Raw genomic sequence first — 17,180 nt, forward strand, 5'->3', positions numbered from 1 at the left:
ATCGACTGGGCCGGACCGCATCACTGCGCCGCGCCCCCGATCCGGAGCGCGGCGTTCGTCGTCTCCGGCCCGAGGCCCCCGACCCCCCACCGACGTACGGAGAACATGATGTCTGCCCCCGAGAAGATCGCCGCCGAGCCGCGCACCGAGTTCGGCAAGGGCGCTGCCCGCCGCATCCGCCGCGACGACAAGATCCCCGCCGTCATCTACGGTCACGGCAACGACCCGGTCCACGTCATCCTGCCGGGCCACCAGACGATGATGGCCCTCAAGCACGGCGGCGCCAACGCCCTGCTCGCGCTCGACGTCGACGGCTCCGAGCAGCTCGCCCTCACCAAGGACGTGCAGATCGACCCGATCCGTCGCGTCATCGAGCACCTCGACTTCGTCGCGGTCCGTCGCGGCGAGAAGGTCACCGTCGACGTCCCGATCCACGTCGTGGGCGACGCGGCCCCCGAGACGCTGGTCGTCAACGAGAACGCCGTCGTGTCCGTCGAGGCCGAGGCCACCCACATCCCCGAGTTCTTCGAGGTCTCCGTCGAGGGCGCCGCCGCCGGCACCCAGATCCTGGCCAAGGACCTCACCCTCCCGTCCGGCACGACCCTGCTGGCCGACGAGGAGCTCCTCATCGTCAACGTGACCGAGCAGATCTCCGCCGAGGCCCTCGAGGCCGAGCTGGAGGAGGCCGAGGCCGAGGCCGGCATCGAGCACGAGGTCTCCGACGCCGAGATCGCCGACGCCCAGACCGAGGCCAAGGCCGAGGACGCTGCGATCGAGGCCGAGGGCACCGACTCCGAGTGATCCACCGAGCGGGCGCTTTCTCGCGCTAGAGCTCACTGACCGGGCGGTTCCTCGCGCTACAGCGCGAGGAACCTACGCCGGGCACCGGCACAACATCGGCTACCTGGTCACCGACGAGCTGGCCTCCCGGATGGGATCGCCCCCCGGCAAGGTGAACTGGCGCTCCCACAAGTCCGGTCGCGCCGACGTCGTCGAGGGCCGGCTGTCCCTGGGGGGTCCCCGGGTCGTGCTCGCCCGCGGCCGCGGCTACATGAACGAGTCCGGCGGCCCGGTCAAGGCGCTCGCCACGTTCTACAAGGTCGACCCGGCGCACATCATCGCCATCCACGACGAGCTCGACATCGCCTTCGGCACGCTGCGGGTCAAGCTCGGCGGCGGCGACAACGGCCACAACGGGCTCAAGTCGATGCGGTCCTCGCTCGGCACCGGCGACTTCCACCGCGTCCGCGCCGGCATCGGCCGACCGCCGGGCCGCCAGGACGTCGCCGACTTCGTGCTGTCCAACTACTCGACCGTCGAGCGCAAGGAACTGCCGTTCCAGGTCTCCGACGCCGCCGACGCCGTCGAGTCGCTGATCACCGACGGCCTCGAGAAGACCCAGCAGCGCTTCAACTCCTGACCGTCCCCCGTTTGGGGCATGAGGTCCCGCCCGCCACCGCCTAGCGTCGGAAGCACGGACGGACGGGGGACTTCGATGGCAGGCGGCACGAGCCGGCGCCCGCGGCTGCGCCGCCTGCTGGCGGTCGTCACGCTGCTGGGCGTGCTCGGGCTCGCCGCCGCCCTGGTCCTCAACCTCAGCCTGACCAGCCGGATGGGCCGCATCGACGGCGCCTTCGACGGCCTGGGCGAACGCCCGCCGCCGGCGCCCGGTGAGACGATCCTGATGGTCGGCACGCGACCCGGTGGTGGCGAGGACGTGTCCTGGTTGCCCGGCGACCAGTCCGTCGAGGCGGTCATGCTCGTCGAGGTCCGCCCCGACGGACGCAGCGCGCGGGTCGAGTCCGTGCCGATGCCGTACGACGACCGCGTGGGGCTCGGTGCCCGGCCGGCGAGCGCGTCGGTGGCGGCCGCGGAGTCGACGGTCGGCCGCCGGGTCGACCACGTGATGGCGATCGACTGGCAGACCCTGGCAGATCTCGCCGCCGACAACGACGTGGACGCCGACTACCGCTACGGATCGGCCCCCGTCGCCCAGTACACCTACCTCCGCCTCGTCCTTGAGGGCACCCTCCACGCCGAGCTGCGCACGCAGCCCCTCTCCCTCTACCGCGCCCTGCACACCACGGCCTCCGGCCTCGCGATCGACGACACCTGGTCCGTGATGGAGCTCGACCTCCTGGTGCTCCGCCTGCGCGACCTCCGCTCGGCCGACATCCGCTTCATCGGGGCCGCCGGGTAGGGCTCCCCAAAATGGGCGAAAGCCCCCGTGGACGGTCCGACCCGACGGTCGCAGTCCACAAGATCGGGGCGTGACGGGCGTGGGGCCCGGCACGCGAGTCGGGGGAGTGAGATGGCAGTCGCCAGCGTCGTCATACCCGCCCACAACGAGGCGGCCACCATCGGCCGCAACCTGCGGGCGTTGCGTGAAGGCACCGGATCCGACCTCGACGTGGTCGTGGTCTGCAACGGGTGCACCGACCGCACCGCCGACGAGGCCCGCGCCGCCGACCCGAGCGCCCGCGTCATCGAGATCCCGCAGCCCTCGAAGGTCGAGGCCGTGCGGGTCGGCAACGCTGCCACCGACGTCTTCCCGCGCATCCACCTCGACGCCGACATCGAGCTCAACGGCGCGGCCGCGCTCCGGCTGATCGAGCCGATCGCCCGCGACGAGGTCCTCGCCACAGCCCCGCGACGCGACGTCCCCCGCACGGGGTGCTCGCGCTGGGTGCGGTGGTACTACGACGTCTGGGAGGCGCTGCCCCAGGTCGAGTCCGGCCTCTTCGGCCGCGGCGTCGTCGTCCTCTCCGAGCAGGGGCAGGCGCGGGTCACCGCGCTCCCGCGGATGATGAGCGACGACCTCGGCATGTCCGACTCGTTCAGCAGCGAGGAGCGCCGGGTCGTGCCCAGCGCCGTCGCCGTCGTGCACCCACCGCGCACCGTCCGCGACCTCGTACGCCGCCGCATCCGCATCGCGACGGGCAACGCCCAGGCCGGCCAGCTCGGCGTACGACGCCCCGGTTCGCGCACCAACGCGCGCACCCTGGCCGGCCTCGCCGTCACCCGGCCCGGCCTGGCCCTCCGACTCCCGGTGTTCGTGGCAGTCCACGTCGCCGCCCGGCTCGGTGCCCGTGGGGCGCTGAGGTCCGGGGACTTCACCACCTGGCAACGAGACGAAAGCTCACGCACATGACCTCACTGTCCAACGCGCGTACCGGATCCCGGGACCGCGCCCTCGTCGCTGCCACTGCGACCGTCGAGGACGGCGCCCGCGTCGGTCCCGGCGCGCAGGTGTGGGACCAGACCGTCGTGCGCTCCGGGGCGCAGGTTGGCGACGGCACGATCCTCGGGCGCGGGGTCTACGTCGGCCCGGGGGTGCGCATCGGGGAGCGGTGCAAGGTGCAGAACCAGGCGCTGGTCTACGAGCCGGCCGTCCTGGGCGACGGCGTCTTCATCGGCCCGGCCRTCGTGCTCACCAATGACACCTACCCGCGGGCGGTGACGACCGACGGCCGGCGCAAGGGCGCCGACGACTGGGAGCCCGTCGGGGTGACCATCGAGGAGGGAGCGTCCGTCGGGGCGCGCGCGGTGTGCGTCGCCCCGGTGCGGATCGGCCGGTGGGCCAGCGTGGGAGCGGGCTCGGTGGTGACGCGCGACGTGCCGGACTACGCGCTCGTCGTCGGCTCGCCCGCGAGGCGGATCGGCTGGGTGGGTCGCAGTGGTGTCCCGCTCGTCTCGGACAACCGTGACCGGTGGATCTGCCCGGTCACCGGAGAGGTCTACGTGGAGGCCGCTGGCCGACTGGAGGAAGCACGATGAGCACCCGCACCAACGGCCCGCTGGGCGTCGCCGTCATCGGCGCCGGCTACTGGGGCCCCAACCTGGTCCGCAACTTCGGGGCGTCCCCGGACTGGAACCTCGAGCTGGTCTGCGACCTCGACCTCGAGCGGRCGCGCCGCGTCGCCGGCGCGCACGTCGAGGTCACCGACAGCGTGGAGCGGGTGCTCGACGACCCGCGGATCGACGCCGTCGCCATCGCGACCCCGGCCCGGACGCACCACGGGCTGGCGCTGCAGGCGCTGAGCGCGGGCAAGCACGTGCTCGTGGAGAAGCCGCTGGCGGACAGCGTCTCCCGCGGCCGCACCATGGTGGACCTGGCCGATGCGCAGGGCCTGGTCCTGATGACCGACCACACCTACTGCTACACGCCCGCCGTGCAGAAGATGCGCGAGCTGGTGGGCAGCGGCGAGCTGGGCCAGGTGCACTTCGTGGACTCGGTCCGGATCAACCTCGGGCTGGTGCAGCCCGACATCGACGTGCTCTGGGACCTGGCGCCGCACGACCTCGCGATCCTCGACTTCGTGCTGCCGGGGGGTCTTCCGACCACGGGCATCGGCGCGACCGGCGCCGACCCCATCGGCGCCGGCCGCGCCTGTGTCGGCCACCTGACCCTGCCGCTGCCGGACGACGGGCTCGCGCACGTGCACGTCAACTGGCTGAGCCCGACCAAGATCCGCCAGATGGTGATCGGCGGGTCGCGTCGCACGCTCGTGTGGGACGACCTCAACCCGCAGCAGCGGCTCAGCATCTACGACCGCGGGGTCGACCTGGCCCGCACCTCGGTCGCCGGCGCCGACCGCGCCGCCTCCACCGTCTCCTACCGCCTGGGCGACACCTGGTCCCCGGCGCTGCCCGAGCGCGAGGCGCTCGGGTCGATGGTCGGCGAGTTCGCCGCAGCCATCCACGAGGGCCGTCCGGCCCTGACCGACGGCCGGTCCGGGCTGCGCGTCCTCGAGGTGCTCGAGGCCGCCTCGCAGCGGCTGGCCGAGCGTCCGGAGACGTCGTACGACGCTGCGGTGCCGGTGCCGGCGGGTCCGCCGCCGGTGCCCCGCCAGGCCGGCGCCGCCACCAGCGAGCCGGTAATGGAGGGCGTCCGATGACCGCCCTGGCCGGCGCGACCGCGCTGGTGACCGGCGGTGCCGGCACGATCGGGTCGACGCTCGTCGACCAGCTCTTCGACGCCGGGGCCGCCCAGGTGCGGGTCCTCGACAACTTCGTCCGCGGACGTGAGGCCAACCTCGGCGACGCCCTCGGACGCGACGAGGCCGACCTCGTCCTGGTGCGCGGCGACATCCGCGACCGCGACCTGGTGCACGACCTGACCAGCGGCTGCGACCTCGTCTTCCACCAGGCCGCGATCCGGATCACCCAGTGCGCCGAGGAGCCCCGCCTGGCCCTGGAGGTGCTCGTCGACGGGACCTTCAACGTCGTCGAGGCCGCCGCGTCGGCGCCGGGCGTCGACAAGCTGGTCGCCGCGTCGTCGGCGTCGGTCTACGGCCTCGCCGAGGAGTTCCCGACCCCGGAGCACCAGCACCCCTACGACAACGACACGTTCTACGGCGCCGCCAAGACGTTCAACGAGGGCATGCTGCGCAGCTTCCGGGCGATGAACGGCCTCGACTACGTGGCCCTGCGCTACTTCAACGTCTATGGCCCGCGGATGGACGTGCACGGCCTCTACACCGAGGTCCTGGTGCGCTGGATGGAGCGCATCGACGACGGCCTGCCGCCGCTGATCTTCGGTGACGGCCGGCAGACGATGGACTTCGTCTTCACCACCGACATCGCGCGCGCCAACGTGCTGGCGGCTTCCTCCGGCGTGGTCGAGGGCGTCTACAACGTCGCCCGCGGCGAGGAGACCAGCCTGATGGGGCTCGCCGAGGCCCTGCTGCGGGTGATGGGCTCCGACCTGCCCGTCGAGCACGGGCCCGAGCGCGGCGTCAACGGCGTCGTACGCCGCCTCGCCGACACGTGCGCGGCCGAGCGCGACCTCGGCTTCACCGCCACCACCGGCCTCGAGGACGGCCTGCGCCAGCTCGTGGAGTGGTGGCGCCCCCAGCGCGAGCAGATCGCCGCGGGACGCTCCGTGGCGGTGTCGCGATGAGCCTCGACCACCTCGCTGAGCAGCAGCTCACCCGCATCAACGTGATGCAGCCGTGGCTCGGCGAGGAGGAGGTAGCAGCCGTCTCCGAGGTGCTGCGCTCCGGCTGGGTGGCGCAGGGGCCGCGGGTGGCGCAGTTCGAGGCCGCCTTCGCCGAGTCCCAGCAGGTCGCGCACGCCGTGGCGCTGACCAGCTGCACGACCGCGCTGCACCTGGCCCTCGTCGTCGCCGGCGTCGGCCCCGGCGACGAGGTCGTCGTGCCGTCGTTCTCCTTCGTCGCCACGACCAACGCGCCGACCTACGTCGGGGCCACGCCGGTCTTCGCCGACGTCGACCCCGTCACCGGCAACCTCACGCCTGCCACGATCGCCACGGTGGTCACCCCGCGGACGCGCGCGGTGATCGCCGTGGACCAGGGCGGCGTACCGCTCGACCTGCGGGCGATCCGCGCCTGGTGCGACCCCCTCGGCATCACGGTGGTCGAGGACGCGGCGTGCGCCGCCGGGTCGACCGCGCACGGCCTCCCGGTCGGTTCGGAGGCGGAGATCGCCACCTGGTCCTTCCACCCCCGCAAGCTGCTCACCACCGGCGAGGGCGGCATGCTCACCACGTCGCGCGCCGGCTGGGCCGAGCGCGCCCGCCGGCTGCGCGAGCACGCGATGAGTGTCTCCGCCGCCGACCGGCACGCGAGCGTCCTCGCGCCGCCGGAGAGCTTCGACGAGGTCGGCTTCAACTTCCGGATGACCGACCTGCAGGCGGCGGTCGGGCTGGTCCAGCTCGGCCGGCTCCCCGAGATGGTCGCGCGTCGCCGCGAGCTCGCCGCGAGGTACGCCGACGCGGTGGCGGCCCTGCCCGGCCTGCGCCTGGTGGGGGACCCCGACTGGGGCACGACCAACTACCAGTCCTGCTGGCTCGAGGTCCTGCCCGAGCACCCGATGGACCGCGAGCAGATGATGGAGCACCTCGCCGCTGCCGGCATCTCGGCGCGCCGCGGGATCATGGCCGCGCACCGCCAGCCGGCGCACGCCGGGCTGTCCCACGTGCCGCTACCGGTCACCGAGCGGCTGACCGACGCGACGCTCGTGCTCCCTCTGTTCCACCAGATGACCGACGCCGAGCACCAGCGCGTGTGCGACGCGCTCGGATCGGCGTGGCGGCCGTGAGCGGGCTGGTCCTCGTCGGCGCCAGCGGGCTGGCCCGCGAGGCGACCGCCGTCGCCGTCCTCGTCCAGCACGACGGCCCCGTCCAGGTCGTCGACGACGACCCCGCCCGGTGGGGCACCCTGCACGGCCTCGCGCCGGTGCTCGGCGGCGTCGACCTCGTCACCGGGCTGGTCGACCACGAGGTGCTCCTCACCCTCGGCAAGGGCCGGCTCCGCCGACGGGTCGCGACGCGACTCGCCATGGTCGGCCTCGGCGCCTCCCGCTACGCCACCCTGCTGCACCCGCGGCTCGTGCTGCCGGGCAGCTGCCACATCGGCCGGGGCTCGATCGCCCTGGACGGCGTGGTGCTGACCGCCGACGTCGAGGTCGGCGAGCACGTCGTCCTGATGCCCCACGTGACGCTCACGCACGGCTGCACCGTCGCCGACTTCGCCACCCTCTGCGCGGGGGTCTCCCTCGGCGGTGACGTCGAGGTCGGCGAGGCCGCCTACATCGGCATGAACGCCTCGGTGCGCGAGGGCGTGCGCATCGGGGCCGACGCCACCGTCGGGATGGGCTCGGTGGTCCTCGACGACGTCCCCGCAGGAGAGACCTGGGTGGGAGTCCCCGCCCGACCGATCCGGACAGGAGTCCATGCATGAGCAGCAAGAGCACCACCGTCCCCTTCGTCGACCTCGCTTCGCAGCACGCGGAGATCGCGGCCGAGGTGGAGGCGGGGATCGCCGCGGTCTTCGCGGCCACGGCGTTCGTCGACGGCCCGCCCGTCGCGGACTTCGAGCACCAGTACGCCTCGTTCGTCGACGTCGACCACTGCGTCGGCGTCGCCAACGGCACCGACGCCCTCGAGCTCGCGCTGCGGGCGGCGGGGGTCGGGCCGGAGGGCGAGGTCGTCATCCCGGCCAACACCTTCATCGCCACCGCCGAGGCGGTCTCGCGGATCGGCGCAGTGCCGGTGCTCGTCGACTGCGACGACGAGCGCCTCCTCATCGACCCCGACCAGGTCGAGGGTGCGATCACCGACCGCACCCAGGCCGTCGTGGCTGTCCACCTCTTCGGCCAGCTCGCGCCCATGGAGCGGCTCGCGCAGGTCTGCGGCGACGCGGGCGTCCCGCTCGTCGAGGACGCCGCTCAGTCCCAGGGCGCCCGGCTCGGCGGCCGGGGCGCGGGTGCGCTCGGCACGGTCGCGGCCACCAGCTTCTACCCCGGCAAGAACCTCGGCGCCGCGGGCGACGCCGGCGCCGTCACCACCGACGACGCGACCATCGCCGCCGAAGTGCGCCGCCTGCGCAACCACGGGTCGTCGACCCGCTACGTGCACGACGTGATCGGCATGAACTCCCGGCTCGACACCGTGCAGGCGGTCTACCTGCGGGCCAAGCTCGACCGGCTCGAGAAGTGGAACGAGCTCCGGGTCCGCGCGGCCGCCCGCTACGACCGCCTGCTGGCCGACGTGCCCGGCGTACGCCGCCCGCTGCTCGGCGCGGACGGGCAGCACGTGTGGCACCTCTACGTCGTCCGGGTCGCCGAGCGGGACCGGGTCCTGGCGGAGCTGGGCCGGGCCGGGGTGGGTGCGGGCATCCACTACCCCTACCCGGTGCACCTGACCGGCGCCTACGCCCACCTGGGTCTCGGCCGCGGGACGGCGCCCGTCGCGGAGACCGCGGCCGGGGAGATCCTGTCGCTGCCGATGCACCCGCACCTCACCGAGGCCCAGCAGGACCGCGTCGTCGAGGTGCTCGCCGCCGCGGTGGCGGGTGGCCGCTCGTGACCACCCTGCTCGTCGCCAACGACGGCGGCCACCTGATGCAGCTGCACACCCTGCGGCCGCGGCTCGGCGTGGGCGACGACGTGGTGTGGGTGACGCCCCGCTCGCCGCAGACCGAGTCGCTGCTCGCGGGCCAGCGGGTCCACTGGGCGCTGCCGTGCCCGCCCCGGGACACCCGGGCGCTGGCGCGCAACGCACTGGCGTGCCGCAGCCTCTTTACCGACCACGACGTGTCGCTGGTCGTCAGCACGGGCGCGGCCCTGGCCCTCGCGGTGCTGCCGCAGGCGCGAATGCGCGGCATCGAGACGGTCTACATCGAGAGCGCGACCCGGTTGGACGCCCCCTCGCTGTCCGGCCGCGCGCTCGCGATGGTGCCGGGCATCACGACCTTCAGCCAGTCCAGCGCCCTGGCGCGGGGGCACTGGCAGTTCCTCGCCTCGCCGTGGGAGCTCTATGAGGCGACCCCGGCCGCCGAGCGCCCGGTGCAGTCGATGGTCGTGAGCCTCGGCACGCAGGACGGCTACGGCTTCCGCCGGCTCCTCGACCGGCTGGTGCCCCTCGTGCCGGAGGGCGCGGAGGTGCTGTGGCAGACCGGCGGCACCGACGCCACCGGCCTCGGGATCGACGCCCGGGAGCGCGTGCCGTCCGAGGAGATGGCAGCAGCCATCCGGGCAGCCGACGTCGTCGTCGCGCACGCCGGCACCGGCATCGCGCTGATGGCCCTGGAGAACGGCAAGTGCCCGATCCTGGTGCCCCGCCGCGCGATGCACGGTGAGCACGTCGACGACCACCAGCTGACGATCGCGCTGGAGCTCGCGCTGCGCGACCTGTGCATCTCCCGCGACGCCGACAGCCTCAAGGCCCGCGACCTGGTGGCGGCCGCGAGCCGCACGGTCACCAAGGTCTCCGACCCGCCACCGCTGCACATCAGCGGGGTGCGGATCCCGCGCCAATGGTCGCGTCGCTCGGGGGCTGCTGCGACGAGCGCCTGACCGCGTACTGAATTTGGGGATATCAGGTCCCCTCGCACATTGCTCGGGCGTCGTGCCAACAAGATCTGACCGCGGCGCCTTGGGGTGCGTCGAATAGGGATGGGGACAAATGGTCAACACTGTTGCGAGTCATCAGACGAAGTCCGGACGCGTGTGGGCTTCGCGCCTGCTCGCGATCGTGCTGGTTGCAGCCCTGAACGCGCTCCTCGGGCCGGTGGGGCTTGGCGGCCCCGCGCCCGCCAATGCGGCTGATCCGTGCGCGCCTGGTGGCAACAAGATCGCCTGCGAGAACTCCAAGCCCGGAACCGACCCGGCCATCTGGGACAACGTCTCGGGGGCAGGCGACGACTCGATCCAGGGCTTCTCCACCGACATCTCGGTCAACGTCGGTCAGCGGATCGACTTCAAGATCGACACCGACGCCTCGGCCTACACGATCGACATCTTCCGGACCGGCTGGTACCAAGGCCTCGGGGCTCGCAAGATCACCGCGATCACCCCCAGCGCGCCCCTCCCGCAGCACCAGCCGGCGTGCATCAACGACCTGACGACCGAGACCGTCGACTGCGGGAACTGGGCCGTGTCGGCATCCTGGAACGTGCCGACGACGGCCGTGTCCGGTGTGTACGTCGCGCTCCTCAGCCGGAGCAACGGGGACACGAGCCACATCACCTTCATCGTGCGCGACGACGCGAGCACGTCCGACATCGTCTTCCAGACCGCCGACACCACTTGGCAGGCCTACAACCTCTACGGCGGATCCAACCTCTACCGCGGCGGCGCCAACGGTCGCGCGTACAAGCTCTCCTACAACCGGCCCATGAGCACCCGCGACGGCATCGGTGGCCGCGACTTCTTCTTCTCCAACGAATTTCCCCTGGTGCGCTTCCTGGAGCGCAACGGCTACGACGTCAGCTACATCGCAGGCGTGGACGCCGACCGGCGCGGCAACCTCATCAAGAACCACAAGGTCTACCTCTCGGTCGGTCACGACGAGTACTGGAGCGGCGCCCAGCGCGCGAACGTCGAAGCCGCCCGGGATGCCGGCGTGAACCTCCAGTTCCTCGCCGGCAACGAGATGTACTGGCGCGTGCGCTACGAGAACTCCCTCGACAACGGCCATACGCCCTACCGCACCATGGTGGCCTACAAGGAGACGTGGGACCGTCGCAAGTCCGACCCGAGCACGGAGTCGACCGCCACGTGGCGCGACCCGCGCTTTGCGCCGGCATCGCAGGGCGGTGGGCGACCGGAGAACGCGCTGATCGGCACCATGTACATGGTCAACCACGACGACCTCGCACTGACGGTCAGGTCGGAGGAGGGCAAATACCGCCTGTGGCGCAACACGTCGCTGGCCAACCTGCCGCCAGGAGAGTCCCGCGCCCTGGCGCCGCACACGATCGGTTACGAGTCAAACGAGGACGTCGACAACGGCTTCCGGCCCGATGGCCTCGTGCGGCTCTCGACCACCGTGGGTCCGACGCCCGAGTACCTGCGTGACTTCGGCAACACGGTCACGCCCGGGACGACGACCCACAATGTCACCCTCTACAAGGCGCCCAGCGGCGCGCTCGTCTTCAGTGCTGGGACCGTGCAGTGGACCTGGGGCCTCGACGAGGTGCACGACTCCCCCTTCGCCCCCGAGCCTGCCGACGTCCGCATGCAGCAAGCGCAGGTCAACCTGCTGGCAGACATGAACGCCCAGCCGTCGACCCTGATGGCAGGCCTGGTCACGACCGGGAAGTCGAACGACACCACCGGACCGACGACGACGATCACCTCGCCGTCGGCCAACGCCTCCGTGGCCAACGGCACTCAGCGCACCGTCACCGGCACGGCCACTGACGCCGGCGGCCGGGTGGCCGGCGTGGAGGTCTCCACCAACGGCGGTGACACCTGGCACCCGGCCACGGGCACCACGTCGTGGAGCTACACCTACGACCAGAAGGGCATGGGCGCCACGACGCTCCGCGTCCGCGCGACCGACGACTCGGCCAACATCGGCCCCGTCGCCACCCGGAACGTCAACGTCCAGTGCCCGTGCTCGGTCTTCGGTTCCGAGGTGCCGCCGGTCCCGGCGGCCGACGACGGCGGCGCGGTCGAGCTCGGTCTGCGCGTCACACCGACCGCCGACGGCTTTCTGACCGGCGTGAGGTTCTTCAAGGGAGCCGGCAACGGCGGCACCCACCAGGGCTCGCTCTGGAACGCCGCCGGCGCACAGCTCGCCACCGGCACCTTCACCAACGAGACCGCGACCGGATGGCAGACACTGAAGTTCGCGACCGCGGTGCCGGTTTCGGCCGGCCAGACCTACGTCGCGTCCTACACTGCGCCACAGGGCAGGTATGCCCTCGGCGCCGACGCCTTCTACTACCGGCCCAAGCTGTCGCCGCCGCTGCGCGTCGAGGGTGGCTGGGGCTCCCAGCCGGCCGGTGTCTTCGGCAACCCGGGCACCTACCCGTCCAACAGCTACCTCAGCTCGAACTACTACGTGGACGTGCTCTTCACGACCGTCGACGACTCCCCGCTGTCCGCGACGAACCAGTGGCCCGTCGCCGGGGCCAGCAGCGTCGCTCGCTCGACCGCGGTTCGCGCGACCTACTCCAAGCCGCTCCAAGCCGGCACGGCGGGACTCGTCCTCAAGGACGAGCTCGGCCAGACCGTCCCGGGCGACACGGTCTACGACGCCGCGACCCGCACGGTGACGTTCACACCGACCTCGACGCTCGCAGGCTTCGTGCAGTACACCGCGACGCTGTCCGGTACCGACGCGGTCGGCCAGCCGGTGACCTCGGGCAAGACCTGGGGCTTCCGGACGGCCAAGCCGCCGGCGACCCCCGGCGTGTGCCCCTGCACGCTCTTCGACGACGAGACGACCCCGACGATGCTGGAGTCGACCGACAAGAACGCGGTGACCCTGGGCGTACGATTCAGCAGCCAGGTCGACGGCACGGTCTCGGCGATCAAGTTCTACAAGGGGCCCAACAACACGGGCTCCCACACCGGGACGCTGTGGTCCGCCAACGGAACCCAGCTGGCGACGGGGACATTCGCCGGGGAGACCTCCGCCGGCTGGCAGACGCTGGTGCTGTCGCAGCCGGTCGTGATCAGCAAGAACACGCTGTACGTCGCGTCCTACCGGACCTCGGTCGGGCGCTACTCGGTGACGCCCAACGGCTTCTCTGCGGGGGACCTGTCGCGCGCGCCGCTCAACGTCGACCCGAACTCGGGCGCCTACACGTACGGCACGGGCTTCCCCTCGTCTCTGTCCCAGAGCAACTACTTCGTCGACGTCGTGTTCGACAAGGCCGCCTCCCCGCTGACGGTCACAGGCCAGTCCCCGGCGAACGGCGCGACCAACGTACGGCGCACCACGTCAATCGCCCTTGAGGTGAGCTCCCCGCTCGCGTCCGGGTGGTCGATGTCAGTGACCTCGGGCGGCAACGCGGTGCCCGGCAGCGCGTCCCTCGGCAGCGGCGGCACCGTGCTGACCTTCACCCCGTCCGGGCCGCTCCCGGAGGGCGCGACCGTCGCGGTCAACGTCACCGGACTGGTCTCGCAGGAGGGCGTCACCCTCGCGAGCCAGAGCTGGAGCTTCGGCACCAGGTCGGGCGTGCCGGCGGCCGAGCAATCGCTCTTCAGCGCTCAGCAGCCGGCATCGGGCGCATCGACCGACACCTCGGCCGTGGAGGTGGGCACTGCGTTCACTCCCACCAAGTCCGGCCAGGTCACCGGCATCCGGTTCTTCAAGGGCGCTGGCAACGTCGGTACCCACCGGGGCTCGCTGTGGACGTCAGCCGGTACGAGGCTGGCCCAGGTCACCTTCGTCGGCGAGACCGCGACGGGCTGGCAGACCGCCATGCTCGCCAGCCCGGTGCAGGTGACGGCAGGGACGACGTACGTCGTGTCCTACCACGCCCCGAACGGACGGTACGCGGCGACGAGCAACTTCTTCTCGACACCGTTCACCTCGGGCGACCTGACGGCGCCAGCCGGTGCGAACGGCCGTTACCTCTACGGCAGCGGCGGTTTCCCCACCTACTCCTGGCAGTCGACGAACTACTGGGTGGACGTGGTGTTCGAGGCAGACCCGCTCGCCGTGACAGCGGAGTCGCGAAGTCCCGGCGACGGCGCCACCGGGGTCCTGACCGACGTCAAGCCGCGCATGGCGTTCTCCGGCGCGATCCAGCCCAGCGGCTGGACGATGACGCTGAAGCAGGGCGCCACGACCGTGCCCGGCACGGCCGCGCTCTCCGCTGACGGCAAGCAGTTGACGTTCACGCCCGGTGCGGCGCTGGCCCCGAGCACGGGCTACACGGTCGAGGTCTCGGGAGTGAGGTCGGACGACGGCGTGCCGCTCGCCACGCAGACCTGGTCCTTCGCGACGGCCGCCTCGACGGTGCCGGTCGTACGGCTGCTCGACGGGCTGGCCCCCGCGACCCACGTCCAGGACACTGCCCCAATCGAGGTCGGCATGGCGTTCACGTCGTCGAGCGCCGGCTCGGTCACCGGGGTGCGGTTCTGGAAGGGACCGGGTAACTCCGGCACCCACACGGGGTCGCTGTGGAGCTCGACCGGCACTCGCCTCGGCACGGTGACCTTCACCGACGAGACAGCCGACGGCTGGCAGAACGCCGAGTTCGCCGAACCGATCGCCATCGTCCCCGGACAGAGCTATGTCGTGTCCTACTACTCGCCGAGCGGCGACTACTCGGCGACGGGTGGTTACTTCTCGCAGGCCCGCACCGCCGGACCGCTCAGCGCACCGGCCGGTAGCAACGGTCTCTACCGCTACGCCACCGGAGGCGGGTTCCCGACGGGGTCGTGGAACTCCACGAACTACTTCGTGGACGTGCTCTTCCGCCCGTCGTCGTAGGGCACCGGTGCGGATGGCTCGCCACCACGGGGGGCGGGCCCGGATCGGTCCCGGTCAGCGGGGCAGGAGGCCGCTCGAGCACCGCAGCTCGGGCGGCCTCGTCGAGGGTTGCAGCACGGCACGAATCGCGACCCAGGACCGTGACCCTCCGCGGAGGCCCCACGTCACCTCGCGCGCTATCACCAGAGCCATGAAGAGCGCGGTGGCGGGGGACGAGTGGCGGCGTCCGTAGCAGCGGACACGGTTCACCACCATCATCGAGTGGGTCTTCGCTGACTGGCCCGAACCGCCACCGACGTGCACGACGACCGACTCCGGCACGAACCACGTCTTGATCCCCACGTCACGAGCGCGCAGGCAGAAGTCCGTCTCCTCGGAGTAGAGGAAGTAGGACTCGTCCCAGCCGCCGAGCCTGTCGAAGACGTCCCTCGTGAACAGCATGACGGCGCCCAGGGCCCACTCGGCCTCGTGCTCGTGGTCGTAGTCGGCGGGCCGGTTGACGTACTCCGCGAAGACCGACAGACCCGATCGGGTGAGCGCCAGCGTGCGGGCCAATGTCGGTTCGCGACGCAGTGAGAACTGGAGACGTCCGTCCGGCCACAGCACGCGTGGCACCACGATGCCGACGTCGGAGCGCCGTGCGGCGCGGACGAGGGGCGGCACCGAGCCGGGTTGCATGACGGTGTCGGGGTTGAGGACAAGCACGTGCTGTGCCAAGGGGTTGCTGCGGGTGCCGAGATTGATCCCGGCCGAGTAACCATTGTTCGCCGCCCTGATGAGTCGGCAGTCGGAGCGAGCGGACACGACCGAGACGGTGTCGTCGGACGAGCCGTTGTCCACGACGACGACGTCGGCGCGCAACCCGTCGAGCGCTGCCGGGACCGAGTCGAGCAGGTCGCCGACGACGTCGGCGCTGTTGTAGGTCACCACGACGACGAGGAGCTCGGTGTCCGTCATGCTCGCTCCCCCTTCCGCACCAGGCGGGCACGGACGACCCGCCGCGGGCGGTCGAGCACCGCGAGGAGACGGTGCACGCGGTCGAACCGTCCGGAGCCGGTGGGTTCTGGCAGCACCCGGACGAGGTAAGGCGCCGACACAACGATGTAGGCAAGGCAGCCTGCGGCCAGCCCCACCACCAGCTTGAGCGCCGGTGGGTCGACCAGCGCGCTCGACACCAGGTCGGCGACGACCGCGGCCAACACGCCGGGCAGCGCCACCACGACGGTGGCGAAGAGCGGGCGGGCACGAATGCCGTGGATGCGGCGGAGCGTCAGCAGGTGCAGGGGGAGGACGAGGAACAGCACGAGCGCGATGTGGGCGAGCGCCACGCCTGTCGTCCCGTCCAGGGTCGCGCCGAGCCAAAGTGTGGGCACCAGCGCGACCAGCCAGACCACCTGGATGACGAGGAAGGCGCGGCCGTGCCCTGTTCCGTTGAGGATCTGACCGAAGACGAGCACGTGCGCGAGCAGGACCGCGTAGGGCGCCATGATCGCCAGCACCAACGCGGCGTCCTTCCACTGGTGGCCGTAGATCGTCTCGATCAGAGGACCCGCGCTCGCCGCGGAAAGCGCGCACGCCGGCCATGCGAGGAAGGCCACGCTCTGGTGGGCGCGATGGACCCACAGCTCGAGCACGCCGTCGGCCGTGGCGCGGGAGAACGTCGCCACGCCGACGGCGGCCACGACGGCGCCCAACACCCACGTGCTCCAGTTGGCCACGTTGAACGCCAGGACGTAGAGCCCGAGCTGGTGCGTGCCGAGCAGGTTGGCGATGAAGACGTAGTCGACGTTGAGGAGGAAGGCGCTGAGCAGGTCCGTGCCGGCCATCGGGAGCCCGGCGGCCAGGACGAATCGCGCCTGGAACCGCGAGAAGCCGAACCGGTAGGGCTGGGCCGCGTACCAGGTCATGACGAGGCCGGACACCAGCTGCCCGAACACCCGCGACCAAGCGAACGCGAGCGCGCCGTCGCCGTAGAGTGCGAGCACCACCAGCAGGCCGTTGCTCGGCACGAAGGCGATCATGTTCGCCAGGAAGATCCGGTCCTGCCGCAGCTCTCGAGCGAGCAGCGCGCCGGGGACGGCGTACGCGCCGACCAGCACGACGGCCAGCGACATGACCCGGATCGGGTCCCGCGCATCGGGCGCGCCCAGCGCGCTCGCGATGCTGCCGGCAGTCAGGAACAGAACCAGCGCGGTCAGGGCGCACCCCGCCAGGGAGAGCGTCTTGAGCGTCGGCCCGATGGCGTCCTGATCGGTGTCGGCCCGTGCCATGACCGTCGGCAGCCCCATGCTCCCGACCGCGACGATCACTGCGTAGACGGCGATCGCAACGGCGAAGACGCCGAAGTCCTCCGGGGTGACGATGCGGACGACGACCGCCATGATCGCGATGTTGCCGAGCCGCAGCAGGATCGTGCTCGCCCCGCCCCACAGGGCGCCGCTCACGACGCGACTGGTGAGGGTCCGGGCGGGCGCGTCCCTGC

Annotated in this window: 14 protein-coding genes; 12 read left to right on the forward strand and 2 right to left on the reverse strand. The window is 71.8% G+C overall.

Features of this window, described 5'->3' with window-relative positions:
• The first annotated feature begins 108 nt into the window (after positions 1-108).
• The 12 genes from ACXJKB_RS08470 to ACXJKB_RS08525 all read left to right on the forward strand — a co-directional run bounded on the left by ACXJKB_RS08470 (position 109) and on the right by ACXJKB_RS08525 (position 14,698).
• Positions 109-801 carry a 50S ribosomal protein L25/general stress protein Ctc gene (locus ACXJKB_RS08470; protein WP_457187299.1) on the forward strand — a complete coding sequence of 231 codons (693 nt, stop codon included), beginning with the start codon at positions 109-111 and terminating at the stop codon, positions 799-801.
• On the forward strand, positions 767-1,420 hold the full coding sequence (pth, locus tag ACXJKB_RS08475) for an aminoacyl-tRNA hydrolase (RefSeq protein WP_457187398.1): 654 nt from the start codon (positions 767-769) through the stop codon (positions 1,418-1,420). The genes ACXJKB_RS08470 and pth overlap by 35 nt, the downstream gene beginning before the upstream one ends.
• Positions 1,421-1,495: 75 nt before the next feature.
• Positions 1,496-2,200 carry a hypothetical protein gene (locus ACXJKB_RS08480; RefSeq protein ID WP_457187301.1) on the forward strand — a complete coding sequence of 235 codons (705 nt, stop codon included), beginning with the start codon at positions 1,496-1,498 and terminating at the stop codon, positions 2,198-2,200.
• Between the two features lie 111 nt (positions 2,201-2,311).
• Positions 2,312-3,151, forward strand: coding sequence for a glycosyltransferase (locus ACXJKB_RS08485; protein ID WP_457187303.1), 840 nt, complete (start codon positions 2,312-2,314; stop codon positions 3,149-3,151).
• Positions 3,148-3,777 (forward strand): acyltransferase, encoded by a 630-nt coding sequence (locus tag ACXJKB_RS08490; RefSeq protein WP_457187305.1) that lies wholly within the window; start codon positions 3,148-3,150, stop codon positions 3,775-3,777. The genes ACXJKB_RS08485 and ACXJKB_RS08490 overlap by 4 nt, the downstream gene beginning before the upstream one ends.
• Positions 3,774-4,898 (forward strand): Gfo/Idh/MocA family protein, encoded by a 1,125-nt coding sequence (locus tag ACXJKB_RS08495; RefSeq protein WP_457187307.1) that lies wholly within the window; start codon positions 3,774-3,776, stop codon positions 4,896-4,898. The genes ACXJKB_RS08490 and ACXJKB_RS08495 overlap by 4 nt, the downstream gene beginning before the upstream one ends.
• Entirely contained in the window at positions 4,895-5,902 is a 1,008-nt protein-coding gene (locus tag ACXJKB_RS08500; protein ID WP_457187309.1) for an NAD-dependent epimerase/dehydratase family protein, read from the forward strand. The genes ACXJKB_RS08495 and ACXJKB_RS08500 overlap by 4 nt, the downstream gene beginning before the upstream one ends.
• On the forward strand, positions 5,899-7,062 hold the full coding sequence (locus ACXJKB_RS08505; protein WP_457187311.1) for a DegT/DnrJ/EryC1/StrS family aminotransferase: 1,164 nt from the start codon (positions 5,899-5,901) through the stop codon (positions 7,060-7,062). Before ACXJKB_RS08500 ends, ACXJKB_RS08505 begins: the two co-directional genes overlap by 4 nt.
• Entirely contained in the window at positions 7,050-7,703 is a 654-nt protein-coding gene (locus ACXJKB_RS08510) for a NeuD/PglB/VioB family sugar acetyltransferase (protein ID WP_457187313.1), read from the forward strand. The genes ACXJKB_RS08505 and ACXJKB_RS08510 overlap by 13 nt, the downstream gene beginning before the upstream one ends.
• Complete coding sequence (locus ACXJKB_RS08515) at positions 7,700-8,830, forward strand: DegT/DnrJ/EryC1/StrS family aminotransferase (protein ID WP_457187315.1); 1,131 nt, start codon at positions 7,700-7,702, stop codon at positions 8,828-8,830. The genes ACXJKB_RS08510 and ACXJKB_RS08515 overlap by 4 nt, the downstream gene beginning before the upstream one ends.
• Positions 8,827-9,819 (forward strand): glycosyltransferase, encoded by a 993-nt coding sequence (locus ACXJKB_RS08520; protein WP_457187317.1) that lies wholly within the window; start codon positions 8,827-8,829, stop codon positions 9,817-9,819. The genes ACXJKB_RS08515 and ACXJKB_RS08520 overlap by 4 nt, the downstream gene beginning before the upstream one ends.
• Positions 9,820-9,970: 151 nt before the next feature.
• Complete coding sequence (locus ACXJKB_RS08525; RefSeq protein WP_457187319.1) at positions 9,971-14,698, forward strand: DUF4082 domain-containing protein; 4,728 nt, start codon at positions 9,971-9,973, stop codon at positions 14,696-14,698.
• Positions 14,699-14,752: 54 nt separating this feature from the next.
• On the opposite strand, the gene ACXJKB_RS08530 is transcribed toward ACXJKB_RS08525, so the two are convergent.
• Together ACXJKB_RS08530 and ACXJKB_RS08535 are read right to left on the reverse strand one after the other, a co-directional pair.
• Positions 14,753-15,655 (reverse strand): glycosyltransferase family 2 protein, encoded by a 903-nt coding sequence (locus ACXJKB_RS08530; RefSeq protein ID WP_457187321.1) that lies wholly within the window; start codon positions 15,653-15,655, stop codon positions 14,753-14,755.
• A complete protein-coding gene (locus ACXJKB_RS08535) occupies positions 15,652-17,142 on the reverse strand; it encodes an oligosaccharide flippase family protein (protein WP_457187323.1) in 1,491 nt (496 codons plus the stop codon). Before ACXJKB_RS08535 ends, ACXJKB_RS08530 begins: the two co-directional genes overlap by 4 nt.
• Positions 17,143-17,180: the final 38 nt, after the last annotated feature.

The sequence above is a fragment of the Nocardioides sp. P5_E3 genome (genome assembly GCF_054049275.1).

What these genes read in the sequence shown, in the direction of transcription:
- ACXJKB_RS08485 (WP_457187303.1), top strand. Translation starts at nt 2,312, where the DNA reads ATGGCAGTCGCCAGCGTCGTCATACCCGCCCACAACGAGGCGGCCACC.
- ACXJKB_RS08505 (WP_457187311.1), top strand. Translation starts at nt 5,899, where the DNA reads ATGAGCCTCGACCACCTCGCTGAGCAGCAGCTCACCCGCATCAACGTG.
- ACXJKB_RS08480 (WP_457187301.1), top strand. Translation starts at nt 1,496, where the DNA reads ATGGCAGGCGGCACGAGCCGGCGCCCGCGGCTGCGCCGCCTGCTGGCG.
- ACXJKB_RS08530 (WP_457187321.1), bottom strand. Translation starts at nt 15,655, where the DNA reads ATGACGGACACCGAGCTCCTCGTCGTCGTGGTGACCTACAACAGCGCC.
- ACXJKB_RS08515 (WP_457187315.1), top strand. Translation starts at nt 7,700, where the DNA reads ATGAGCAGCAAGAGCACCACCGTCCCCTTCGTCGACCTCGCTTCGCAG.
- ACXJKB_RS08470 (WP_457187299.1), top strand. Translation starts at nt 109, where the DNA reads ATGTCTGCCCCCGAGAAGATCGCCGCCGAGCCGCGCACCGAGTTCGGC.
- ACXJKB_RS08500 (WP_457187309.1), top strand. Translation starts at nt 4,895, where the DNA reads ATGACCGCCCTGGCCGGCGCGACCGCGCTGGTGACCGGCGGTGCCGGC.